This is a genomic window from Coxiella-like endosymbiont (assembly GCF_030643785.1).
Classification (GTDB): domain Bacteria; phylum Pseudomonadota; class Gammaproteobacteria; order Coxiellales; family Coxiellaceae; genus Coxiella.
Window position 1 is genome coordinate 754,164 of record NZ_CP094378.1, and the last position, 24,974, is coordinate 779,137.

Below are 24,974 nucleotides of genomic sequence, written 5' to 3' on the forward strand. Positions count from 1 at the left end.
TTAAGCAGGAATCGTTTAAATAAAAAATAGTTTAAAGAGTGAGATTATGACTGAGAAAAATATAGATTCTCAGGATGTTGACCCCATAGAATCCCAGGAGTGGAAAGAAGCGCTCGATTCGGTTGTTGAATATGAAAGCATCGAGCGTGCTGAATTTATTTTACGACAATTATGGTTGCATGCCAGAAAAATTGGTGTGCTTGTTCCCGCTGGTATTCATACTTCCTACATCAATACAATTCCTGCTAACGCAGAAGCTAAATTGCCCGAGAATGAAATAAATATTTTACAGTGTTTAACGAATTATATGCGATGGAACGCCCTCGCTATGGTAATGCGTGTGGGTCGTAAAAAAGCTGGACTAGGAGGACATCTTTCCAGTTATGCTTCGATAGCAACTTTAGTCGAAGTAGGATTAAATTATTTTTTTCACGCGGACGATCTAGTTTTTTTTCAAGGCCATTCCTCGGAAGGAATTTACGCACGTGCTTTTCTTGAAGGGCGGCTAACAGAAGATGAATTAGTTCATTTTCGTCAAGAAGCTTTAACTAAGGGAATTTCTTCCTATCCCCACCCCCATTTAATGCCCCATTTCTGGCAATTTCCCACCGTTTCCATGGGTCTAGGACCATTAATGGCTATTTACCAAGCCCAATTGTTGAAATATTTACACTATCGAGGGTTGGCCGATACGGCGAAGCGCAAAGTATGGGCTTTCTGTGGTGATGGTGAAACGGGCGAGCCTGAAAATTTAGGTGGATTATTGGTGGCAATTCGTGAGCATCTCGATAACCTCATCTTTATTATTAATTGCAATTTACAACGTCTCGATGGACCTGTTTCAGGCAATGGAAAAATTATTCAAGAATTGGAAGGTATTTTCCGCGGAGCGGGATGGCGGGTGATTAAAGTTATTTGGGGCCATAATTGGGAACGATTGTTTCAAAAAGATAAATCCGGTTTATTACTAAAACTCCTGGGTGAGATGGTAGATGGAGAATACCAAGCGTGTTGTGCCAAAGGCGGTGCTTATCTACGAGAACATTTATTTGGCAAGTTCCCGGAATTGAAGGAGCTTGTCTCTGATATGAGTGATCGTGAATTGGAACAATTAACGGATGGAGGTCATGATCCTCAAAAGGTTTACGCGGCTTATACGGAAGCACTAAAGGAAACGGGAAAGCCGACCGTCCTGTTAATGAAAACTGTTAAAGGTTACGGTTACGGCCAAGAAGGAGAGTCTCAAAATATTGCTCATAATTTAGAAGAAATTAGCGACGAAGGGTTAAAGACCTTTCGTGATCGATTTGAATTATCCCTCTCAGATAAACAATTAAAAGATCTAGAATTTTATAAACCGGCTGAAAAAACTCCCGAGATACAGTATTTACATAAACAGCGTGAGAAGTTAGGAGGGCCATTGCCAGTGCGCGATGGTTCTTATGAAGCTTTGAAAATTCCGAATTTAAGCTTATTTGAGCCCATCTTAAAAGGTACTGGTGATCGCTCAATTTCAACAGGGGCGGCGTTTTCTCGAATTATGGGATTGTTGTTAAGGGATGAAAATATCAAAGAGCGCCTTGTTCCAATCGTAGCCGATGAAGCTCGAACGTTGGGATTAGAAGGGTTGTTTCGACAGACGGGTATCTATGCAGTAGAAGGGCAAAAATACACTCCGGAAGATGAAAAGAAATTAGTTTATTATCGTGAACATCAATCCGGACAAATGTTGCAGCAGGGCGTTTCGGAAGCAGGTGCTATGTCCAGTTGGATCGCTGCTGCTACCTCATTCGCTAATAATAATTGTCCTCTAATCCCTTTTTACGTGTATTACGCGATGTTCGGTTATCAACGTGTGGGTGATTTAGTGTGGGCGGCTGCGGATATGCAATCACGAGGTTTTATTTTAGGAGGATTGGCAGGCAGAACCACCTTGGCGGGTGAAGGATTGCAGCATCAAGATTCCCATAATTTATTGATGTTCAGTATGGTACCCACCTGCAGGGCGTATGATCCTGCTTTTGGTTATGAGCTGGCTGTAATTATTCAAGATGGCTTGTGCCGGATGTATCAAGACAAAGAAAACGTGTTTTATTACATCACACTCATGAATGAAAGTTATCAACATCCGCCGATGCCCGAAGGAGTTGAAAAAGGAATTATCAAAGGGATGTATTTGTTTAAAGAAGGCAATAGAAAATTGCCCCAGTGCGTTCAATTATTGGGAGCGGGAGCTATTTTACTTGAAGTTATTGCAGCTGCCAAAATTTTAGAGCGGCAATTTAATGTAGCTGCCGATGTTTGGAGCGTTCCTGGTTTTAATTTATTGCGTCATGATATCGAATCTGTAGATCGTTATAATCGTTTGCATCCTCAAGAAATTTCCAAAAGAAGTTATGTAGAAGAGTGTTTTAATGATCGAAAGGGTCCAGTGATTGCTGCTACCGATTATATGAAATTACAGGCGAATCAAATTCGCCAGGCAATTAAAAAGCCTTATTATGTGTTAGGAACTGATGGCTTCGGTCGTAGTGATACTCGATCTATCTTGCGGGATTTCTTTGAAGTAGATGCCAAGATGATTGCGTATACAGCATTGAAGGCGCTAACAGACCAAGGTGAATTTGAAATGGGTCAACTCATAAATGCCATACAGAAACTAGGAATTGATCCGAATCGACCTGATCCGTGGACAAGATAAAAAGGGGAAGATAGTGGCAAATTCGATAGAAAAAATTTCTGTACCAGATTTGGGTGGAGCGTCCGAAGTTGACGTCATCGAATTATTAGTAAAACCTGGTGATCGAATAGCAAAAGAAGACGGTTTAATCACTTTGGAAGGCGATAAAGCTTCGATGGATGTTCCCTCACCCTTAGCTGGTACGATTAAAGACATTAAAGTAAAGGTTGGGGACAAAATTAAAGAAGGAGATGAAATTTTAACTATTGAGGTGAAGAAGAGCGAAAAAGATGACAAAGGGAAAAAAGAAGAAAAAGAGGACGAAAAAGAAGCTGAGAAAGAAAGATCCGAGGAAAAAGAAGTAAAAGAATCTCCTAAAGAAAAGAAAGCAAAACCAGAAGAAAAAACTAAAATAGAGGTTTCCGAAGGCGAAGGTTTTGGCACTACTGTTCATGCGGGACCCGGTGTTCGTCGAGTCGCGCGTGAATTTGGTATCAATTTGAATAAAATTAAAGGAACTAGTCAGAAGGATCATCGTATTCTCAAAGAGGATGTTCAGCAATACGTAAAACAGCAATTAAAAATTGCGAAAAGAAAAGGGGATGAAGGGTTACCATTCCCTCCTGCACCTAAAATTGATTTTTCCAAATTTGGTGCTATTGAACAAAAAGCCTTATCTAAAATTAAAGAAGCTACAGGCGTTAATCTCACTCGTAATTGGATGAGTGTTCCTCATGTGACTCAATTTGGAGAAGCAGATATCTCTGAGCTTGAAGCATTCCGTCAAAGTCAAAAAGCTTATGCAGAGAAAAATAATGTTCGATTGACTCCCTTAGTGTTCATTATCAAAGCAGTAGTTAATGCGCTTAAAAGATTTCCCCATTTTAATGCGTCGTTAGACCCCTCGTGGGAATATTTGATTTTAAAAAAATATTTTCATATCGGTGTGGCGGTCGATACACCTGAAGGGTTAGTAGTTCCCGTTATTCGGGACGCGGATAAAAAGGGATTATTCGAATTGGCTAAAGAACTGGGCGAAATTAGTGAAAAAGCCCGTACCAAGGGTCTAAGTTTGAATGACATGCAAGGCGGTTGTTTTAGTATTTCCAGTTTGGGAGGAATCGGAGGCACAGCTTTTACGCCAATCATCAATACGCCCGAAGTAGCGATTTTAGGAGTTTCGCAAATGCAATGGAAATCTGTCTGTTCTAAAAGCCGTAATTGTAAGACCCGACTAATGTTGCCCTTGAGTTTATCTTACGATCACCGTGTCATTGACGGTGCTGATGGAGCGCGGTTTATTGTTTATTTGGCTGAACGTTTATCGGATATTAGAACGCTATTATTGTAGCTTCTGGCTTTTCTCATAAATTAGGGGAAAGATGAGAAAAGGGGTAGATATGCTTTAATAACTGATAAAAACGAGAGGAAAGATGGCAAAAGAAATTAAAACTGATGTTGTAGTTTTAGGGAGCGGACCTGGAGGGTACGCAGCAGGATTTCGGGTCGCTGATTTGGGAAAAACGGTCGTTCTAGTAGAACAATATGAACCAATCGGTGGTGTTTGCTTAAATATGGGGTGCATTCCCTCAAAAGCTTTATTGCATGTAGCTAAAGTCGTTGATGATACTTACGATATGGCGTCTTTTGGTGTGGATTTTGGAAAACCAAAATTAGACATAAGTAAAATCCGCGAATGGAAAGAAAGTGTTGTTAAAAAGTTAACAAGCGGCCTAAAAATGATGGCGAAGCAGCGCAAGGTCGAAATTGTTACGGGTTATGGAAAATTCACTTCTTCCAATGAATTATTTATCGATAATAAAGAAAAAACAGTTATTCGCTTTGAACAAGCAATTATTGCCGTAGGCTCACAACCCGTAAAACTCCCCTTTATTCCTGACGACCCGCGAGTAATGGATTCCACAGATGCGCTAGAACTAGAAGCGGTGGAAAGTCATTTATTGATAATAGGGGGTGGCATTATCGGCTTAGAAATGGCCACGGTTTACCACGCATTGGGCGGTAAGATCAGCGTAGTAGAGCGAATGAATCAGATTATTCCTGGAGCAGACGCAGATATAGTGAAGCCCCTCTACCAACGCGTTCAGAACTGCTATAACGAAATTTTATTGAAAACCAGTGTAAAAAAAGTAGAAGCTAAAGAAGATGGATTATATGTGTCTTTTGAAGGTGAAAACGCTCCTAAACAACCGCAAAAATACGATCGCATTTTGGTGGTGGTGGGTCGTAGTCCCAATGGTAAATTGATTGATGCAGAAAAAGCGGGGGTTAAAGTTGACGATAGAGGATTTATTGCGGTGGATAACCAGATGCGAACGAATGTTTCACATATTTATGCTATTGGCGATGTCGTTGGCCAACCCATGTTAGCCCATAAGGCAACCTATGAAGGTCGATTAGCAGCTGAAGTAATAGCCGGTAAGAAACATTACAATGATGCTCATTGCATTCCAGCCGTAGCCTATACAGATCCAGAAGTAGCCTGGGTTGGGTTGACGGAAAACGAGGCAAAAAAGGGAGGGATTAAGTACGAAAAGGACGTATTTCCTTGGGTGGCTAGTGGCCGTGCTTTATCCTTAGGTCGCACTGAGGGTTTTACTAAATTGCTTTTCGATGAAAATGGCACAGTGATTGGGGGGGCATCGTTGGTGTAAATGCAGGTGATTTAATTTCTGAAATAGCCTTAGCTATTGAAATGGGTTGTGATGCGGAAGATGTGGCGCTTACCATTCATCCTCATCCGACTTTATCGGAAACAATAATGATGGCTTGTGAAATGTTTGAAGGGACTATTACGGATTTAATTCCTCCTAAAAGGAAATAAGCACTCATTCCCAAAAAATTTGTTTTCACTCTATCTTCTCCCCCAATCTGGGGAAATGGGGGATTAGCACCGCAGACGTGTAGTCCAACTAAAAAGGTGACTCAATGACAATAAGATATATTATTATCTCTTGGCACAACACTAAATTTCAATTTTTTCTACGTTTCCGTCGTTATTTCTTAATTTCTTAAAACCCGAACAATTTCATTAATCGTACTTTCTGTTGTCATCACATCATCTAAGACAGCAATATGGCTTATCTGAAAAATGATTTTTTTCAACACAAAAGCGTTTTTGACGTTTTTAATGTGCTGTGATGCAGGCAATTCACTTTGTGGTTTAGTATTCTCGATTCGATTAATACTTCGGAAATTGAGCCGGATTTGCAATCGTATTTTTAATTGTTTGGCGATTTGTCTGGCGATTTTCTAAGGCTTGATTGAAACCTCGTTCTTTTCAGAAGTTTTTTTGTAAAGGCACAGGAATTAACACAATTTAGGCATACAAAATTTTTTGGTTAAATTTCAACTGAGAAATTAAACGATCGAATCGATAGGATTAGCGTAGAGAAATAAAGTTAAGGATTGGCAGTCAAATGAAATTAAATTCCAAGGCAAGCTCTCTATTACAAAGTTCACAGACCATGGGAGACTTATCGAGGTAGTCATAACAAAAAAGACATTTTTGTGGAAATAGCCAATCGATAAGCTGGTGCATAGAATACCTCATAAGTTTTACACTGGAAAAAGTTGGTTGGGATATTAGACTCTTAGTTAAAAGCTCCTTCAATACAGTAAATTTCAAGGAGATATTTTTCAGAATCTTCCTTCGAATCAGCTTGCTAAATGAGTCAAATCTGTCTCTAACAGGGTTTTAATCTAGAACAAAAACCCTAAAATAGGGATTGTGAAACAAGATCCCTTTAGTATTGATTCCCGAGCGGTAGCAAAATCTCTGGAGTCTGTTGCTAAGACTTACGGAGAAGGAGCAGAAATAATCCCTCGCGCCATCGCTGATCGGCTTTTAGAACGGCTGGATTTCATTCGTCTCAACCCTTTTCGGGTAGTAGATTTCGGTTCTCGAACGGGATATACCACAAGAGCGTTGTTAAATCGCTATAAGAAGGCTGACATTATTAGCTTTCATTTTTCTATATCTTTGTTAAATCGAGCTAAGGGTAGTTTTTGGAGGCGCCATCCGAAAATGGTAGTGGGGGAATATACTCTTCCACCGTTTGTAGATCAGTCCGTCGATTTGATTTTTTCTAATTTAACATTCCAGTGGTCTTTTGACCTTCAACAAACTTTGAAAGAATGTCAACGAATTTTGCGACCAGGAGGGCTTTTGTTGTTTAGTACTGTGGGACCCGATACATTGAAGGAATTACGAGCAAGCTTTTCCGATAAGAAGCGGCATGTCCATACTTTCTACGACATGCATGATATTGGCGATATGCTTACCCATTTTCATTTTGTTGATCCAGTTATGGATATGGAATACTTGAGCGTACGTTATTCTTCAGTTCTTCAGCTGATAGCGGATCTAAAAGCTATAGGCGCACATAATACTGCTCAGGATCGATCTCGAGGATTAATGGGAAGAAACCAGTGGCATCAAATGCTGAAGGCTTATGAAAAATGGCGAGACGAAAATCACACCATTCCCGCAACGATTGAAGTCATTTATGGTCATGCTTTCGGGTCCGAGGTTACTTCCTTCCAAAGCGATCAAGAGCAAGAAGTCTTAATCCCAGTGAGCCATATTAAACGGAGACCAAACAATGGAAAAAATTAAAAAAACCAAAGCACAATGGCCGGAACTTTTAAGTGATGAAGCTTATTTTGTTACCTATGAAAAAGGTATGAGAGAACATTTAGTGGTAAATATGATGAATTCTGAATTCAATGAAGAGGGCATTTATGAGTGTATTTGTTGACGCAAAAATCGAGGGGTCATGAGGTTAGGTATCAGAATCGGTTTCAAATGGGACTAATACGTCCTTTCCTTGCTGAGAAGTTAGGAGTTTGACTTTTTGTTCAGCTTCCGCCAACGCGCGTTGGCAGTTGCGGATGAGATTGACTCCAATTTCAAATTTTTTGAGAGACTCCTCGAGAGGTAGACTTCCCTGTTCCATAATTGCGACGAGTTCGGTTAATTGATTAAGTGCTTTTTCAAAATTAAACTCTTTCTCTTTTTTCCGAGGCATGAAATACCTTCCTTAATTAATACGGATGATTCTCACCCAATGCTATTTGCAAGCACGTTACGAGCTAGTGTAGCATCTTTTTCATCCATAAACTGCTCAATTTTGCCTAGTGGGTAGCTTCCGGAGAGTAAATCATCCCTTAGTTGGCAACAAATACCGTGGTTTTCTAATAGAGCCTTTGCATTTCAATTTTCTCCAGGTGTAATGGCTAAATCCTCCAATTTGTCTATTTTACGTTTGCTTCTGCCAGTAAGGTTTTGGATTTCTTCGTCGAAAGTCTGAAGAAATACTTTATACCAATTGCCAATAGCGAAAAAGGGTTCGGGGAAGTTCTAGGCAAAATACACCTCATACACTTTCGCGTCTAATTCCTGAATAGTCGATCCCGGAGCAACCGGGGTCGCGATAATTAGACACTGATAATATCCAAGTGCTTTGAGAGATCCTTAATTGCATAACCCGCATAGTAGCGCCTGTTGCGATACCGTCGTCGATTAAAATTATTATTTTATCTTTGATATTGGGAGCAGGGCGGTGACCACAATAACGTAAATCTCGCTCTTTTAGAATTTTCTCCTGCTCGGCTTTTACATGTTGGATTGTTTCTCGTGAAATTAGGAGTTGTTGGACGATGTCTTTATTTAAAACCATAATATCATTTGATGCGATAGCGTCTATAGCAAGTTCTTCCTGTCCTGGTACACTTAATTTCAGAACTAGGAAATATCCATCCAAAGGTAACCCAGGAGAGCTTGGGCGACTTCGAATACTACCGGCACACGGCTCGCCTCGGGGAAGTAAAGCGAGAATAAAGGTATTGGGGCGCCTCGAATAGTTTCCTAGCGCCTTGGGAGCCGTTTTCCAGCATCTTTCGGATCGCGAAAAATCATATTAGGTCTCCAGAATTCTTTGTTTTGATTATAGCAATAGATCATAGTGTGATACGGCAGCTTATTTGAGAAGCTTAACGTCAATAACGTCAATTGTGAGAAGTTAACTTAACTATACTGCGTGGGATTCAATAAAATAAAGACTTCTCATTGATCTTCGTGGTTTAAAAGTGTCTGGTTTTTGTAAAATTTTTGAGGGATTCAGGTGGACTGATAGAGTAAGCTATTTAATTCTTTTTTTCATTTTTAAAATTTATGTATTACCGATTGATATTTTATATTAAAAAAAATTATATTATATTAAAAAAATTATATTTTTTGATTTTTTAACTATGATGCTCTCTCATTTGATGGAAATGCTCATTTTAGGATTATTGTTATGATTATAATTCATTATTCGAATCAGAATTAATAAAAATATACTTCCTTTTTTTTTTAAATTTACTTACAATTTGTTGTTCCTACTTTATTAAAAGGAAAAAAATCATGATAACAAAAAAACAAACTTCTCGAAAATCTAAATCTGGAAAATCCAGAACAACAAGAATATCAACCGTCAAAAATCGGATGACGAAAACTCAAGTATTTGCTCACGTAGCTGAAATAACGGATCTTACTAAAAGACAAGTGACCCGAGTATTTGAGGCATTAGCTGATTTGGCACAGGCTCATCTTAAAAAAGGTGGCGTAGGAGAATTTGTTATTCCAGGTCTAGCTAAATGTGTCGTTAAGCGGAAAGCAGCGACAAAAGCCCGTAAAGGAATTAATCCATTTACGGGTGAACCGATGACTTTTAAGGCTAAACCAGCACGAAATGTTATTAAAATCCGCCCGCTCAAGCGATTAAAAGAAATGGTAGAGTAAGGAGGTAAGATGAGAAAATCCACAAAATCAACTGCTCTTCAAAAAGCTGAAATGGCAGTAAAAAAATTAAAGGTGCGATTGAAAAAAGCTGAGGCAAAAGTTAAAAAGGAATTAGAAAAGATAAGAAAATCAAGTAAAAAAGTAGAAAAAAGACGAGATACGATACTGAATAAAAGAACACCAATGAAAACCGGAACAAAACGCAAAAAAAACATTACGAAGTCGGTTAAAGCTGGAAAAAAAATCGGGCGTTCGCATAAGAAAAGCTCTATTTAATTTCATTGGTAGCGGTTCTTCATTCAACGCCGATTGAGTTCGAGTCAGCTCTGAACTTAATCGGCGTTTTTTTAATATCCTTATTATGTATTCGCTATCGCCATTATGTATTCGCTATTGTCACGAAAATTTTTTCGATCGGTTTCCTGACTTTTTTCTTTATTTATTTTCTTTATTTATCGCCACTTAAATGAAAATCCGGCGCCTGCGCTCTCGTCTTCTTATTATCAATTGATAAACCCCATACCAGGTCGGAATAGACTTGGCTAAAAGATAAAGTTTAGTAAATTAAGGACATTGAATGAATATTTTATCGCAAGTTACGTAGCTTCGATTGCATAGCCCCTCCCTTCCTGATTTGGTGAAATAATTATGGTGAATTGGCGACGTCGATGAATGAAATTAATTTCCATTAGCTCCACCAGTCCAACTTTAAGATCTGCTTTGTCTTTAGTAATAAAACGCCTTTCAGATTGATCATGAATGTGTTTAATATGCAGATCTTCTTCTAGCTCTATATATTGGATTCCTAAGGCTCTTCTTCAAACCAGTATGACATAATCGAAAAGTTATTATTTAATTCCATAGACGAACTTCAAATTTTCTTTTTCTAAGGCAGATATAAATCTTATTACCGAATAACATACAGCTCCTTGAGCTTGGGTGGTGAACGTAATTTAAAGACTTGGCTTGGCTATGTTTTTATATAATTATATGAAATAATTAAAGATTTACCAACTGGAGTAGTATCTCAGCAATTCTGTTAGCTATTTTTTCTGGTTCTTTGAGCTTGTTTTAGTAGGATGATAAAGTTAAAAGAGGAGAACAATAATGAAAATTTGGATGATAGCTGTATACTTTTTTCTGTATGCTCCTTTTTGCTTAAGTGCCCAATGGAGAACCTATTTCTAATCCGGAGTATCAATTTCAGGTAAGCTATCCTTCCTCTTTGAAAGATCCAAAAGGATTTTAGTACGGCCTATCTTGTATAGGCAAAGGGTGGGGCATCGATATTTGTAACGACAATAATACGCAACAACACGTTCTTGTGGAAATTCAGCTTCAAAATACAAGAAGTACTATAAAGATGGAAAGGAATATTATTTATCAAGCTTTTGTGAGGGTAAGGTGAGCACTTTCTCTGAAGATCTCCTTAGAGGAATATTTATACGATTCTAAATCAAGGTAAATTTATATCTTTGAATATATTGAAACAGATTCACTTCGGAATTTAATCCCCAAGTATAAAGAAATCAGTAGGAAAAATCAAATTTTGGCTGAAGCAATAATTGATTACTTTCGAATTGACAAATTCAAATTAATAACTTTCGATATGGAACCGTCTATTGTAAATTGACTTTGAGTTTATTTCGTGAGGTGAGACTAAAATGCTTATTGAGATTGGACAACCGGCCCCTAATTTTACTTTACAAACTGATGAAAGAGAATTTTTGTCGCTTAAAAACCTGAAGGGGAAAAAATTATTTTGTACTTTTATCCTAAGGATAATACTCCAGGATGCACAAAAGAAGCCTGCGGATTTCGTGATGTATGGTCTGATTTAATTAAGGCAGGAGCAACCATTCTTGGCATTTCAAAAGATAGCATTAAAACCCATCAATCTTTTAAGAAAAAATATAGTTTGCCTTTCCCTTTATTGTCCGATAAAGAAGGTGCTGTATGTGAACGATACGGTGTTATGTTTGATAAAAATCGTTTTGGAAAAAAATATAGAGGAATTGAACGTACCACCTTTCTTATTGATGAAAAGGGTAACATTTCCGCTATTTGGTCCAAGGTTAAAGTAGAAAGCCATGCTTCAGAAGTTCTAAATGAAATTTTAAAATAAGCTTGATGATTAGATAGATTCAATTAGAGAAAATGAATGTCTCAGATATTTCATAACTGTTTCCATTCGAGCACTGTGCCAATTTCTTTCGATGAATATTAAACTCTCTATCAAAAATCGATCTAAGACTCAGAAAATTTTTGGGCAGAACAATCGGAGAAATACATTAGTTGAATACGGCGGGCATCGGGGGTCGAGTCTTAACGGGTGATTTTTTCGAAAATAATGTCCGTTGGTTTCCGGGAGCATTTTCCGGGAGCATTATTGAATGCTTGTACGAATTGCATTGATCCCCTATCTCCCCGAGCGTACTAATCAAACTGCTATTATATGGGAAGGGGACGACGATCCCTCGCAGTCGAGAAATGTAACTTATCATGAGTTGTATGAAGAAATTTGTCGTTTTGCCAACGGTCTAAAGAGATTAGGTGTTTCGAAAGGCCACCGTGTGTTTGTATTTACATGCCCATGATACTGGAAGTAGCGGTGTGGTAATGTTGGCCTTGCGCGCGTATCGGAGCGGTGCATTCGGTCGTGTTTGTGGGATTTTCTCCGGAGAGTTTAAAGAAGAGGATTAACGATACTGAATGTTCTGTCATTGTAACCGTGTGCGTTAATCAGCGAGGAGGAAAAATTATACCCTTAAGGCCAACGTTGATAAAATTATTGATGAATGCTTTTCTATCAAGCATGTGATTCTGTCAAGCATGTGATCGTTAAGTCGGACGAATCAGCGGATAAAAAGTAATATTCGGGATATTGAATATAAGATTTTGATTTCTACCGAAATCCCTGAATATCCTGCGGAACTTATGGAAGCTACAGATCCATTTTTTATTTTATATACGTCTGGTTCGACAGGAAATGGTTCGACAGGAAACCTGAAGGGAATATTGCATATTCATGCAGGATATTTGTTATATGTAACTATGACTTTTCAATTAGTTTTTAATTATCAAAAAATGATATTTTCTGGTGTACGGCAGATTAGATGGATTACGGGACATTCGTATTTGGTCTATGGTCCTTTAGCCAGCGGAGCAACAACGCTAATATTTTCAAGTATTCTGACTTACCCTGGGGGTCCTCTTCGTTATTAGAAGAAAGAGATTGATAATCATGAGATAAATATTTTTTATACAGCTCCAATAGCGATTTCGAGCATTAATGCGAAGAATCGGAGGAGGTTGTTAAACGAACCACAAGCCGTTCAGACCTTAAAGTTTTTAGGCACGGTAGGCGAGCCCATTGATCCAGAAGTTTGGGTTTGGTTATTACAATATCGTTGGAGAAAAACGTTGTCCTATTGTCGACATATGGTGGTAAACAGAAACCGGCGGTATTATGATTGCCGATTTTCCGGGGAGGGAGTGAGTCACGCCTTTAAAACTTGGATCTGCGACATTTGCTTTTTTTTGGAGTGAGAAAGGGCAAAAATTAAAAGGAGAAGATCAGGCAATCTCATAAACTCAGCACTGTGGCTAGGGCAAATGCAAACTATTTATGGAGATCCAGAACGGTACAAAGCTACAAAACCACGTATTTTTCTCAATATCCTAGCATGTATATTATGCGGGAGATGGAGTTCACCGAGATTAGAACGATTTTTATTGGATTTGGGTGTATCGATGATGTGATCAACGTATCCGGAATCGATTGGATACAGATGAGATAGAAGGCGCTTTAGTGGCGCATTCTGATATTGCAGAAGCTGCGGTAGTTGATTTTCCTCATGATAAAGGCCAGGGTATTTTTTGCCTTTGTGATGCCTAAATTTGGAATAGTCCCTGATGATCGATGATCGTTTATCGACAGAATTAATTAATTTATAATTTAGTTCACAAAAAAAATTAATCCCATCGCAACACCAGATCGCATTCAATGGGCCAAAGACTTGCACTAAGATTTGATCAGGAAAAAATCATGAGACGTATTTTACGTAAAACAGTAAATAGGGAACTTGATAGTCTGGGAAATATTTCAACGTTAGCAAATCCGGAAGCTGTCCAAGCTATCGTTACTTCATATAGTATGAATTGTTTCCTTGGTCCTGTGATTTAAAAAATAGTGAACCTAAGGATGGTTCATTTAAAAATGTTGAGGTAGTTGCCTCGAATCAAAGCTTATGGGATTTGATATAATTTATTTCCCGCCTATCCATCCAATTGGTCATTCAAATCGCAAAGGCAAAAATAATGCTCTAAGGGCTGCGTCCACCTACCCATTTAAAAGATCACCCTCAATGGTTCAAAGGTTCAAAATCTGTCCGGATGGAAGCTTTCAATATGTCGAAAATCATCCTAAAAATATGAAGACATTTATCCTTTTCATTTTGATACCGAGGATTAGAAATCTTTATGGAAAGAATGCAAAAAAATTTTATTATTTTGGATCAAGGAAGGAATCAAAATTTTTCGAGTAGATAATCCCCACACTAAACCCTTCTTTTTTAGGAGTAGTTGATTTTCAAAATTAAATTAGAATATCTCATTAGAATATCCCGATGTTATCTTTCTAGCAGAGGTTTTTACACATCCTAAGATAATGTATTATTTAGCCAAACTAGGTTTTACTTAATGCTACATCTATTTTACTTGGCGGCATCTTAAAGAAATATCATCCTTAAATTGCTGTAATTAATAAAGTGATTTATTTCAGTTAGATTTATAAATAATCCAAGGTTTTGTTCATCTGTTGAGAGACAAGTTTTTTTAATTATTACTCTATCTGTTGAGTTTCTTTTTTCCAAGATTCAAGAGACTTGGGGCTGTAGAAATGGCGAATATAATCGACACCTTTTACGGATAAGGCTGCCGATTTGGAAACCTCTCGGTTATAGGTAGCGTATTGGTATGAAGGAGCTTCTGTTTTTTCTCGACCATTCATATAATCTCCCGAAGAATTATTTTCAATCTAAATTATAGAATAATTTTCTGTTCTAGAAGAGGTATCTATTTGCTAGATTTATTAAAATTCGGTACCTTAATAAGTCTGAACATATCATGTTGTGACATAATTTGATTTTCTTTAGTGGGGTATGTCTGGGGAGAAATGAAGATAGGAGTAGTTACATGGAGTCCGCTGCAATCAGCTTCTATAAATACTGCGTTCTATTCCGTTCCTTTAGGAAGTAGGAGTTGAAGATCGGTTTCTGAAACTCCAATAGCCAAATTTATGGGTTTATATTTTATTCCATATGTGTAACGAAAATTTCTAGTTATTGAATTATAAGCGATCCGAAGTGTTAGTTTTTTTAATTTTTCTCTATAAAAAATTTCTACTTTTTTGTCTGGCTCTTTTCTAAGAGCCGAAGAGGGCGATGACTAATAATTCGTTCATAAAAAGGCAAGAAAGGAAAAGGATATTAACAGTGCCTGTGATAATTTATTAATAAAATGGTTTGAATTAGCAATATAAAATAACAATTTCTGGCCAGGTAATTCTTTAAAATAAAAATGAGAAGCATCTGGCAGAAAAAAATCTTCTCCGCTTTAGTTAACGATATATTTAGGTAGAGTGAATAATTTTTCACCATAAAATTGGTCAGACAAATAAGAAAAAATCCTCAATTTGTATTAATTTTAAATAATTTGAGTAAAAGGGATTCGTAGGATTGGAGAATTTCGGAATATTTTCTTTATAATAATCAATTAAAATAATCACTTAAGGTCAGTGGTGATCATAAGTTTTATATATGTGAGGAATTTGTTCCTTCATAATTGGAGGAAAGTTTTCTTTACTTTAGAATATAGATATTTAATTCATGTATCCAAACATTAGGAGAAATTATGTCTTTGGTTTTTAGATTCGGTCATGAAAGATAGGTAAAAAGATATTTATATTCTGTATAATTCGAAGTTCTGATATTTCCTATTTCTTTCCATTGCAATAGGACGAATAAATAATATTTGGTTGGTACATTCTAAAACAGCATGAGAGGATGGTAGTTTAAAAAATCTAAAAAAGTGAACGCTTAACCGAATCCGAAAGTGGATTTTAAAGAAAAAATCAAAAGAAGGCTAATTAAAAATGGAACTCTTTTGGCTATGAGAATATTCTATAAATTAGTTTAATTTTATCAAGGAAAAATTTAATTCAATTCATTCGATTACCAGATAATCGAACTATTAATTAGTATGTTTTAAATATAAAAAATATGGCTCCCAGTAGAAATAATCCAGCCAACAAAAAATTTAGATATAACTTTTGTCCCATATAATAAATAGAAAAATGAACGAAAACGGAAAAAGTAATAATTTCTTGGACGATTTTTAATTGCGCTAGAGTTAAACGCCCTTATCAAAACCGATCCGATTTGCTGGAACCTGAAACATATATTCAAAAAAGGCAATAAATTAAACTGATGATAATGAAAAATATGATTGGTTTAGAAGCAAAATTTCTTAGATGGGTATAACAGAAAAATTCATAAAAGAGTTAGAACATATAAGAAGACTAATAATAAGAAAAATATTTTTCATAAACTGTTTTATTTGATTAATATGATGGAGAAAATAAAATCCACTAGAGAGAATTCTTATTAAGGGAATGAAAAAACCTAAATAAAATCTTAATATGCTTTCCTACTGATAACACTCTCATAAACAAAATAGAGTATACTAAAATATCTCAATTAATGGTTCAATATATTAGAAATATCCTTTCTTAATGAGCGTATAAAATCAAGAATTAGGAATTGAAAAATAAATTTTTTTCATTTTTAGGACAAAAAATTGATAATATCTTATGATTCATTAAAATTTCTACCCTCTAAATTAGGATATTAAAGCCAGTTAAGTGGTTGGTGTGTTTTAAAAATATATTTTGAGAGAGAGTAATGTAAGTGCGACACTGGTATTAGGAACTTTTAATCTTATTATGCTAATTGCAGACTAAGTTAAAAATGTTTGTAACCTATCTGTTATAGGTTTTTTTAGTTCTTTAATTCTATATTTTATTATAGGAGATCTTTTTCTCAAACATCAATTACGAATAAATTTTTTCTAATTGGTGTCATTCTTTTTGTATTTTTGGAAATAACTTTTTTTAATTTATTCAGAATTAAATTATTTACCAGATTCAGTAATTTTTGTGTTTTTACAGACTTGTTATTACCTTATAATTTTATTATTTGCAAGTATTATCTAACTTTCTATAGGTAATGGGTGTCTCTCATTTCCTACCCCGGACACTTTTCCACATACTAAAGAGAGTATTTTACCGTTATTAACTGGAATTATTTCTGCTTTTAGTAGCCAGGAAGTTTCCACTGTACATTTTAATGAAACCCATAAAATAAATAAAACTTATCTGATGGCGTTATTAATCATTGTTATTCTAATATTGTTGATTTTTTTTACTTCTTTATCAATTTTTATTTTGGTTCTTTTAAGAAATTTAAATTTAACCTCATGTATTATTTAAGTATTTTTTACATTTTTCGTCGTTTAAAATTTGAATTAGATTTTACCTATTTTTTCTTTGATGTTAGTCACTGGAGGGAATATGGGTGACATTAATAATTGTTTTATTTCGCCCATAAATAGATTGTTTTATACTTTTAAAGATAAGGAAATAAATTTTTTATTAGAAAGTATCAATCATAAAAATGTTCTGAGTATTTTATTAATTCTTCAAACTGTTATCATGAATTTTTTGCACTAACTTTTTTATTATTCCTGGAGTAAATGCATCCTATTTGTTATTAACTGCCTTAACTTCTTAGATTTACATGTTAATATATATTTCATGTTTTCTTCAATCATTGGACTTCGCTTTCGTATGATTGAAAGACGTGATGGTTTCTTTATTCCTGTCGGGTCATTTGGGAGTGATTATCGTAGCCAGAAGTAGGTTGATCGCTTCTATACTAAATTTAGTGATAGGCTTTATTTCTCCGATTGTTGTTCATAATATTTTGCATTATGAAATTTTAAGTCTCTTTTCTCTTTTATTTATTTATATATTTAATTTCTGGAAAGTATCCTTTAGTTTTTAAGAAATTCTTACCATTTCGAAAAAATTGACAGGTTAAATTAAAGCATTTAGAACTTTTTCTTAGGCTTTGTAAATACTGGATCAAAGATTAGGAATCCTTATCCGTCTTGCCTTGAAATTGATTGAGGTTGGAGTAAGTGAGAATATTTTAAAAAAATGTTTATTCACATTAACGAAAAAAATGATAAATTTTTATACATGTGTAATTTAAATGAGCTTCAGAATTTGACAATCCAGGCGTACTCTTCAACTTCTGCCGTTCTTTACGTTGCTCCTTCCACCCAGCCTATTTCTTGTATCTATTCTCATGAGTCACATGTCGTAGAGCGTGGTGCGTTTTGTTACTCTAGGCAAAAGCTCCTATTCAAGCAAAACACAACTTTTAAAAATGAATTTCTTTAATAAAAAATAGTTTAAATTATCATGAAATTATTGAACAATTATGACAGCATAGTAGCCAATAATAAATTAAAAATGGAGAAAACACGAAGTTTTAATCTTGTTATATCTAACTTGTCTTAGGATTATATGCGTTATTTTTATTTTATAAATAAGTATTGCAAGTTTCCTCTAGTGTGATGGTCGAAAAGCTTATGCGCCAGTTCCACTTAAATGGTTTTGGATTTGGAAATCTAGCTGCTTCTTTTTTACCACTATTTATAGGAGCAACTTTTAGTAAGACCTTTGTTAAATCGCTATAATCCACGATTATTTATCGCAGAAACTAATACATCGTTCGGAAGAGCAGCCCTTCTTTTCGCACATGTCGACATTGAATTGTGCCTTGCTGGAACGTAGGTTAATTAGGATAGACATTTTTTGAGACACTGAGTTATTTAAAAATGACAGCCTTGTGACTTAAGTCGAAACAATTTTCAAAAGCAATGATCGCTGTAAAATGAGCGATTTCGTTTCGCTTTTAAAATAAAAACACAATTGATTTTTAAATTCTGTATAGTGGATTGACTTTTTCGGCATTATCGGTATTAGGCGGTTTGTAGCGGAAAACGTTTAAGCAAACACTATTTCATTTAGATAGACCTGAAGTAGCTTTAGTAACTTTATGTATGTTTTTAGGATTATCAGCTGTAAGTGCCGATTTTTTTGGGTTGGCTTTCTGGCCGATTAAATCGCTATTTCACCATTATGTGGAGTGGACTCGTTCTTTCCTTAGTCTAATTGCTTACGGCTCTTTACTTATTTAGTTTTTGAATTTAGTTTGAAAGTATTTCTTTATTTTTATTTGGATTTAGCACTGGTGTATTTATGCAGGGATTTAGGGTAGGAAAATCCTTAAATTTCGTATGGCTTGTGTCTTAAATTATAGCTATTATTAATATCACCGATGCTTTATTGAGTAATTTTTCTAAACCATTAGTGATAAAATTAATCGATTTTTTGGCATAGTAAGATGACTGACTGTACGTTTTTATTTGCTTATCTTCTTTTCATCTTTACTTATTTTTACTGCATTTATATCTGGTTTCAAATTTTTATTTTTATTCAGGAAATAAGGAAATAATATAATTTGAAAAAAGATTTATTCTTCTTTTAAGTAAATATTGAATATTTTTTTATTTTAATTTTATCTTAAATAAATGTAAAAAAAGATAAAAACATGAAAAAAATTATTTTTTTAAATCATTGGAATTATGATGAATTTTTTGGTAAGAGTTTCAAGATCAGGAATCTAATCGATTCGTTGCCCTATTATTGGATTATTACTATCAGAAATTTCCTGAATCTATTAAGAAATATCTTTCTAAGATACTGTATTTTAAAGGAATTATTTAAAATAAACTAAGTTTATTTTTGTCATTGGACAAAAATAAAGTTAAAAAAATTGTAGAGGAAGAAATCAAATTATTTATTCACGCAAAAAAATATTCGTATTATTTTTACGATGATTTTAATTTTTCCTTATCGAGAAAAATACTTGATGCTTATGGTATTCTTGGTCCAAGTTATGATCGCTTTCTCCTTATTGTAATAAATTTTTAATGAAAGATCGTCTTAAGTCAGATAATATTTCTATTTCTAAATATGAAGCTATTAATTTTTCTGATTATCTTTCTGATATTAAAGCTTATTACCAGAACCTTATTGAAAAAGTATTTCCAATATTGGTGATAAAATTCTAAACAGGAACAAGAAGTGTTTTAAGTCAAAAAATAAATAATTATTTTGAATTTAAAAAATTTATTGTTAGCAATTCACTTTTGGATATTCCTTTTAAAACAGAAGAATTTATCGAAGGAACGCTTTATCATGTCGATCAGTTTTATCAGAATGGAAAAAATATATTCCATTTTTTCAATGGATTCATTCTCGTCATTGGGATTACCCTGAGTAGAAAAATTTTTTATCACTTCTGAAGAAAAAATTATATTTTTTGAGGTATCTCTGTGATTCCCAATGAGAGGTATAAATAAATAGTATGTATTTTCAAATGAAATGAAATATCCCCACATTTCAACGCACGTTATTAGAACCAATGTGGCTAATACAACATGGTATTATTAAAAAATTATATGAGCCTAATTTGAAAAGCTGCTATGAGATGCAATGGTTTTTAAAAAAGAATGGAACCCATGCTCGTTCTTCGATCTCTTTTTCTTATTTTCAATGATGGATATTCCATTTTATGTGAAGACTTTGAAATATTGAAACAATATAAGCCTTTCCATTTAACTTCCGCCGAGGAGTCTCAAAGATCTCCCTGACTTTGGCAAGCGATCGGTAAAGAATCATGGTATTCTAAAATAGAATAACTGTATTGACTTATTGCTTGACTATAGAGAATAAATAATGCAAGCAACAAACTTGGAGGTAACTTATGATAATATCTATTACACAGGTTTAAAATTAGAGAGCATTGCTTATCGCACACCTGTATTCACATCTCGTTAAATAACTTAGAAAATAAATGTTAAGTTATTTTTTAAATGTGAAAATTTTCAAAGAACAGGTGCGTTTAAGTTTCGTGGGGTACATAATTCAATTGCTCAATTAAACAGTGCACAAAAGAAAAAGGGCATTGTTGCATTTTCATCAGGTAATTATGCACAAAGTTTAGCATTAGCTACAAATCTTTTAAAAGTTCCATCGACGATTTTGATACCAAATGACGCACCATCTGTAAAATTACTTGAAACCCTTGATTTATAGGGCTGAGATTGTTCTTTATGACAAAACTAATGCTAGACAAAAAAATTTCAGAAGTTTTAATGAAAAAACACAGATTAATAACACAGCTTAATATTGATTCTATCCTATAATCATAAAGATATTATTGCTGTTCAAAGTAGTACTGTAATAAAAGAACTCTTTAAAGAAAGAGGACAATTGGATTATTTGTTCGTTCCTGTAGGTGGGGGAGAGGGATATTGGCTTATTTTAGGATCTTCTATTGGTGCAGATCATTTATCACCTAATTGCACTGTAATTGGTGTAGAATCCGAGTCAGGTAATGATGTACAACAATCTTTTCAAATAAAAAATATTTTTAGTATCGCAACGCCTAAAACTGTCACAGATAGCGCACAAACTCAATTTATTGGCTAACTCATTTTACCTATTTTAATTAAAACTGTAACAGATATTATAAAGGTAAGCAATGATCAATTATGTAAACAAATACTCTTTTTTGTTGAAAGGATGAAAATTATCGTAGAACCGACAGTTGTTTGGGTATCACGCCGCTATTTTCAATAAAATAGCGGATGTAAAAGATGCGTGGATCGGGATAATCTTAAAGACGATAATGTTGATATAAACAGATTGTGTGATTATATACAATAGTATACGATCTGGCATCTAAAATATTTATTATTCATAATATAATTTATATTTAGTCATCTTTATTTTAATTAACTATTCGTTGTTCAAATCAGGTTTAAAATTAAATTATTTTTTCTGATAATTTTTTAGGTTTTTTATAAAGTCAAGTAATAATAAAATTCTTTTTATTTTTTTATTGAAAAACTGAAAATAAAAATAAATCATGTAAAATCAAATTTCTGATTTAAAAAAAATATAAATTATGCTTCCATTCGATTTTATCACCTATAAATTTTTTAATTTTACAAGAGGATTTCTTCTTTCAGTACTACCTCAAAAACAAAAAATAACTCTCTTCTTGTTTTGCCTTTAGAAACAATATCTCCTCAGTATTTCATTAGCTTCTTTCTTTGAAAATTGGTAGGCGTCATCTCTATAAAAAAGTAAAGAGTGTAATACAAGAAAGCTTTTAGAAAATCAGAATCCCACGGTACTCCAAAAATTGTATATAAAGAATTAAATAATCGACTTCAATTTCAATTATTTTTTAACGTGGATCTATATTTATGTGATCGATTAATAAATGAATGGTAATTTTTAGATAAGGACGCCTACCGACGTGTGATAAAAGTGGGTTTGATAAACTTGGTGATTTGGGCTTATATCGATCTTCATCCTGAATCAGGATACAATATAATCTACAATTACGCGATTTCCTTATTTGAAGATAAGGAACTTTTGACGCTTTCACTTTTTTGGAAGAAAGGTGTCTTTATAAATTAAAAGAGAATTTGCAATCGGTTGATTTTGAGAAAGTTGATGCGTTAAAAGGTCATCCGTTAAAAGTATTAAAGACAGTTTTAATACATAATAATCAGACTTTTCCAGATCCAGATTTCTAGGAGATAACCCTTCAATTCAATATTAAAATTAAAAGTTTCCTCATCTTCGATCTTTGGTTGAGCCTGATTTGATTTAGAATCGATTGGAAAAAAATGTATTTAACGATATTCGGATGAGCGATAAACTTTCAGTAAATAAATTTCGTTCTGTTTATTTAGAAACATTAAATTCGGGGTATCAAAAACAAAAAATATTTGATCAATTATTTCAAATCAATGGCGATGTGGATAAAAGCAAGAATATTTATTTTGATAGATTTTCTTTTAAGAACGCTAAAAATAAATCGTTCTGGATATTGTTAATACGGATAGAATTAGAAAAAATATCGGATTATCAAAAATTGACGCCAGTGCAGAAATACGATTTTCTTCAAGAAGCGTTTGAAAAAATAGGAGAAAGCACGTAGTATGAATTTGACAGATTATGGTATTCGATGGATTTCTCTCTAATCCGTATTTTTCATTATCGCTATCCTAAAATATTACTATAGTTTAAGAATAAGCAATAATTAATTCAATTTTTTATGGAAGAAGAAAAAGTGTGTGAAAAAAATGGCAACAACTGTCCTTTTCAGCCGAAAATATTTTTAGCGCTGCATTTGACTTGTTCCAGAAGTATCCTTATTAAAAGTGAAAAATCTTTATTGAAAGTGAAAACTGGAAGCAAAAGATAAAATTTTTATTGAATTATTTAGCTAACTAATTTGAAAGGGTTTTAGATCCTTAGCACGCTAATGAGTTAAAAATTGATTTTAATTTTTGAACAGATGTCTTGGAAATTCTAAGAGAATACGGTTTGTGGGATGAGGAAATTTTCTAGGATCAAACTTGTAAAGTAGTTTCAGGAAATTTGATAAGACTCAAATACAGCCTACCAGGGCAGCTCGGTCCTGGTTACCTTCGAACATCGGGAATATGATTAATAAATTTTTGATGGATGCTAATGAGAATGATTAGCTACCCATCGAGAATTGGATTTTTGTAATAGCCGAATTTTAAAGCTTAAATCTTAATTACAGAAAAAAGAAAAGGATTTTATAGATGATCTTGTTGATCGTTTAAGCAGCGATCTTTAGATTTGGGAAAATCGAACGCAGTCCTTAGAATCGCAGGGTATGAAAGTCACCTATGCCAATCTGGAGCAAGAAATAAAGCGGTTTTTGAAAATATAAAAACAAAACGCAAGGCCATCAAACGTAGTTGTAGCCAATTTTAAAGGAGTGGTTCTATTAGTTGCTGGTAATCTAGTTACTGGTAATCAGTTCTGTCGAAACGATGGTTGATGGTGTTAAAGATAAACATTGGAAAGAAGTTCTATTGGAAGGTGCTTTTCTTTCCTTGGATGTGTGGTTTGACGCTGGACTGTTAGCATCTATTAGCATCCAAAGGAGCTGAAGAAGTAGCGGGTTCTGCGTTAGTGAAGGAAGGTTGCTCGCCGCCAGCTAGCTCTAGGCAAGAGAAAGAATGACGGTAAATTCACTGAATGCCCTACTGGAAGAACTTCATTTTCCTTTTGCCGAGTTGTTCTCTGAAAGTTCTATTCCTGTTGCTCAAAATCCATTTTTAACCTTACTTAAATTAGCAGCAGAAAATAATTAGTAGCAGAAAATGCGAATGAGATTCCTGTTACATAAGTACAATACACAATTGTTTACCTTTCGAAGGATAGATGATATGCGGTGGTTAAATCTCAAGACAGGTCGTGTGGATTATACCAAGCTATTGATTTATATGGGATAGTTAGACTGGACAGTACGTTGCTTCAGCCCTAAAAGGAGCTGGACGGTATGATACCTTTGTTGAACTTTTATCCGAAGCTGAATTGAAGCAACGGTATACTATTAAAGAAATACTAGCAGTAATGGAAGGGACGAAAGTAACAGAGGATTCAGAAGTATAGGACTCGATATAGGAGAATTTTACCAGACGGTATATAGTTTCTAGTCTTACTTTTAGAAGAATTTTTAATAAATTTTTAGTTCAGGCAGCTAAAAAAACTTGAAGTCAATCTCTGGCGTATTCATATCCAGTTTGGCCGACGTAGCTTCGCTGATATTGCAGAAAAATTGTTTATTCGATTCTAAAATTAAAACTTTTGAGGCGCGTTATTTGGGCGATGACCATTTTGGTGATCCCACTTAATAAGGTAAGGGACAGCCCTTTCAAAAACATCGCACGATGATTCATGACATCCTATACCCTCCCTCTTACTACGCCCTCCCTCTTATTGGAATAGATAATTTAGATGTCGATGTTGCCCAGAAAGAATAGGGAGCTTCTATTCGACGCAATTCCGCTGTCGACAGACTGATAGGGGCGCTACTGTTTATTTATCGGATAAAATTATGTCTCAAGGAACTATCTCAAGTGTGCCGCATCGTTTGGTATATCGATTTTATGAGGAAGGGTCGGCCCTGTCAAATCCTGGGATATTACGACAACGGCTTGTGGAGGAAAATCTTTTCTTGGATAAAAGCTCGATGCCAACATATAGAAGAATTTCGGTATAGTGGTGAAGAATTGGGGCAACATTATATAGTGTAGGAGATGGAAAAATTTTTTGAGAATCTTCGATCAATATCTTTAGCAACCGAGTCTTTTTCAAATCAGTTCTTGTTAATCTTTAAGAGTGAAGATACGAAATTGCTAGAGGAGCTGAGAGAATTTTTTTAGAACTACACGTAG

At 34.7% G+C, this 24,974-nt stretch carries 20 protein-coding genes and 3 pseudogenes; 17 read left to right on the forward strand and 6 right to left on the reverse strand.

Annotation, left to right across the window (positions count from 1 at the left end; all coding sequences use genetic code 11):
• The first annotated feature begins 46 nt into the window (after positions 1–46).
• The 5 genes and pseudogenes from aceE to MRH55_RS03980 all read left to right on the forward strand — a co-directional run bounded on the left by aceE (position 47) and on the right by MRH55_RS03980 (position 7,461).
• Complete coding sequence (aceE, locus tag MRH55_RS03960; RefSeq protein WP_304985004.1) at positions 47–2,701, forward strand: pyruvate dehydrogenase (acetyl-transferring), homodimeric type; 2,655 nt, start codon at positions 47–49, stop codon at positions 2,699–2,701.
• A 13-nt stretch (positions 2,702–2,714) separates the two neighbouring features.
• On the forward strand, positions 2,715–4,031 hold the full coding sequence (gene aceF, locus MRH55_RS03965; protein ID WP_304985005.1) for a dihydrolipoyllysine-residue acetyltransferase: 1,317 nt from the start codon (positions 2,715–2,717) through the stop codon (positions 4,029–4,031).
• Between the two features lie 82 nt (positions 4,032–4,113).
• Positions 4,114–5,525: pseudogene (lpdA, locus tag MRH55_RS03970) on the forward strand (dihydrolipoyl dehydrogenase).
• Positions 5,526–6,431: 906 nt separating this feature from the next.
• Positions 6,432–7,319, forward strand: coding sequence for a methyltransferase domain-containing protein (locus tag MRH55_RS03975; protein ID WP_304985006.1), 888 nt, complete (start codon positions 6,432–6,434; stop codon positions 7,317–7,319).
• The gene (locus MRH55_RS03980) at positions 7,306–7,461 is read left to right on the forward strand and encodes a peptide-methionine (R)-S-oxide reductase (protein ID WP_304985007.1); all 156 of its coding nucleotides are present in this window, start codon (positions 7,306–7,308) and stop codon (positions 7,459–7,461) included. The genes MRH55_RS03975 and MRH55_RS03980 overlap by 14 nt, the downstream gene beginning before the upstream one ends.
• A gap of 24 nt (positions 7,462–7,485) precedes the next feature.
• Here the strand turns inward: MRH55_RS03980 and MRH55_RS03985 are convergent, their stop codons facing one another.
• Complete coding sequence (locus tag MRH55_RS03985) at positions 7,486–7,731, reverse strand: exodeoxyribonuclease VII small subunit (protein ID WP_304985008.1); 246 nt, start codon at positions 7,729–7,731, stop codon at positions 7,486–7,488.
• Positions 7,732–8,079: 348 nt separating this feature from the next.
• Positions 8,080–8,466: a hypothetical protein gene (locus MRH55_RS03995; protein ID WP_369420962.1), complete on the reverse strand. Its 387-nt coding sequence runs from the start codon at positions 8,464–8,466 to the stop codon at positions 8,080–8,082.
• A gap of 638 nt (positions 8,467–9,104) precedes the next feature.
• Here MRH55_RS03995 and MRH55_RS04000 point away from each other — a divergent pair.
• Together MRH55_RS04000 and MRH55_RS04005 are read left to right on the forward strand one after the other, a co-directional pair.
• Positions 9,105–9,485, forward strand: a complete 381-nt coding sequence (locus tag MRH55_RS04000) for an HU family DNA-binding protein (RefSeq protein WP_304986121.1) — start codon at positions 9,105–9,107, stop codon at positions 9,483–9,485.
• Between the two features lie 9 nt (positions 9,486–9,494).
• Positions 9,495–9,761, forward strand: coding sequence for a hypothetical protein (locus tag MRH55_RS04005; protein ID WP_304985009.1), 267 nt, complete (start codon positions 9,495–9,497; stop codon positions 9,759–9,761).
• Positions 9,762–10,084: 323 nt separating this feature from the next.
• Here MRH55_RS04005 and MRH55_RS04010 read toward each other — a convergent pair.
• A pseudogene (locus MRH55_RS04010) lies at positions 10,085–10,406 on the reverse strand (GNAT family protein); the annotation flags it as partial.
• An 841-nt stretch (positions 10,407–11,247) separates the two neighbouring features.
• Here MRH55_RS04010 and MRH55_RS04015 point away from each other — a divergent pair.
• The 6 genes from MRH55_RS04015 (at position 11,248) to MRH55_RS07740 (ending at position 13,383) form a co-directional block, all read left to right on the forward strand.
• Positions 11,248–11,610: a peroxiredoxin gene (locus MRH55_RS04015; RefSeq protein WP_304985010.1), complete on the forward strand. Its 363-nt coding sequence runs from the start codon at positions 11,248–11,250 to the stop codon at positions 11,608–11,610.
• 268 nt (positions 11,611–11,878) lie between these two features.
• Entirely contained in the window at positions 11,879–12,082 is a 204-nt protein-coding gene (locus MRH55_RS07735) for an AMP-binding protein (RefSeq protein ID WP_369420965.1), read from the forward strand.
• Positions 12,039–12,188: a hypothetical protein gene (locus MRH55_RS04020; protein WP_304985011.1), complete on the forward strand. Its 150-nt coding sequence runs from the start codon at positions 12,039–12,041 to the stop codon at positions 12,186–12,188. The genes MRH55_RS07735 and MRH55_RS04020 overlap by 44 nt, the downstream gene beginning before the upstream one ends.
• 234 nt (positions 12,189–12,422) lie before the next feature.
• The gene (locus tag MRH55_RS04025) at positions 12,423–12,710 is read left to right on the forward strand and encodes an AMP-binding protein (RefSeq protein WP_304985012.1); all 288 of its coding nucleotides are present in this window, start codon (positions 12,423–12,425) and stop codon (positions 12,708–12,710) included.
• A gap of 87 nt (positions 12,711–12,797) precedes the next feature.
• Complete coding sequence (locus MRH55_RS04030) at positions 12,798–13,034, forward strand: hypothetical protein (protein ID WP_304985013.1); 237 nt, start codon at positions 12,798–12,800, stop codon at positions 13,032–13,034.
• 232 nt (positions 13,035–13,266) lie between these two features.
• On the forward strand, positions 13,267–13,383 hold the full coding sequence (locus tag MRH55_RS07740; RefSeq protein WP_369420968.1) for an AMP-binding enzyme: 117 nt from the start codon (positions 13,267–13,269) through the stop codon (positions 13,381–13,383).
• 1,562 nt (positions 13,384–14,945) lie between these two features.
• Here the strand turns inward: MRH55_RS07740 and MRH55_RS07745 are convergent.
• From MRH55_RS07745 to MRH55_RS07750, 3 genes are all read right to left on the reverse strand, one after another.
• Positions 14,946–15,083 carry a PhoPQ-activated protein PqaA family protein gene (locus tag MRH55_RS07745; RefSeq protein ID WP_369421510.1) on the reverse strand — a complete coding sequence of 46 codons (138 nt, stop codon included), beginning with the start codon at positions 15,081–15,083 and terminating at the stop codon, positions 14,946–14,948.
• A 658-nt stretch (positions 15,084–15,741) separates the two neighbouring features.
• A complete protein-coding gene (locus MRH55_RS04035) occupies positions 15,742–15,879 on the reverse strand; it encodes a DMT family protein (RefSeq protein ID WP_369421512.1) in 138 nt (45 codons plus the stop codon).
• 17 nt (positions 15,880–15,896) lie between these two features.
• Entirely contained in the window at positions 15,897–15,944 is a 48-nt protein-coding gene (locus MRH55_RS07750; RefSeq protein ID WP_369421514.1) for a hypothetical protein, read from the reverse strand.
• A 4,585-nt stretch (positions 15,945–20,529) separates the two neighbouring features.
• Between MRH55_RS07750 and MRH55_RS07755 the strand changes: the two are divergent.
• The 4 genes and pseudogenes from MRH55_RS07755 to MRH55_RS04055 all read left to right on the forward strand — a co-directional run bounded on the left by MRH55_RS07755 (position 20,530) and on the right by MRH55_RS04055 (position 24,431).
• Positions 20,530–21,171, forward strand: a pseudogene (locus MRH55_RS07755) (pyridoxal-phosphate dependent enzyme).
• Between the two features lie 1,231 nt (positions 21,172–22,402).
• Complete coding sequence (locus MRH55_RS04045) at positions 22,403–22,696, forward strand: hypothetical protein (protein WP_304985015.1); 294 nt, start codon at positions 22,403–22,405, stop codon at positions 22,694–22,696.
• A 1,057-nt stretch (positions 22,697–23,753) separates the two neighbouring features.
• Positions 23,754–23,888: a hypothetical protein gene (locus MRH55_RS04050; protein ID WP_304985016.1), complete on the forward strand. Its 135-nt coding sequence runs from the start codon at positions 23,754–23,756 to the stop codon at positions 23,886–23,888.
• 399 nt (positions 23,889–24,287) lie between these two features.
• Positions 24,288–24,431: a hypothetical protein gene (locus tag MRH55_RS04055; RefSeq protein WP_304985017.1), complete on the forward strand. Its 144-nt coding sequence runs from the start codon at positions 24,288–24,290 to the stop codon at positions 24,429–24,431.
• Positions 24,432–24,974 lie beyond the last annotated feature (543 nt).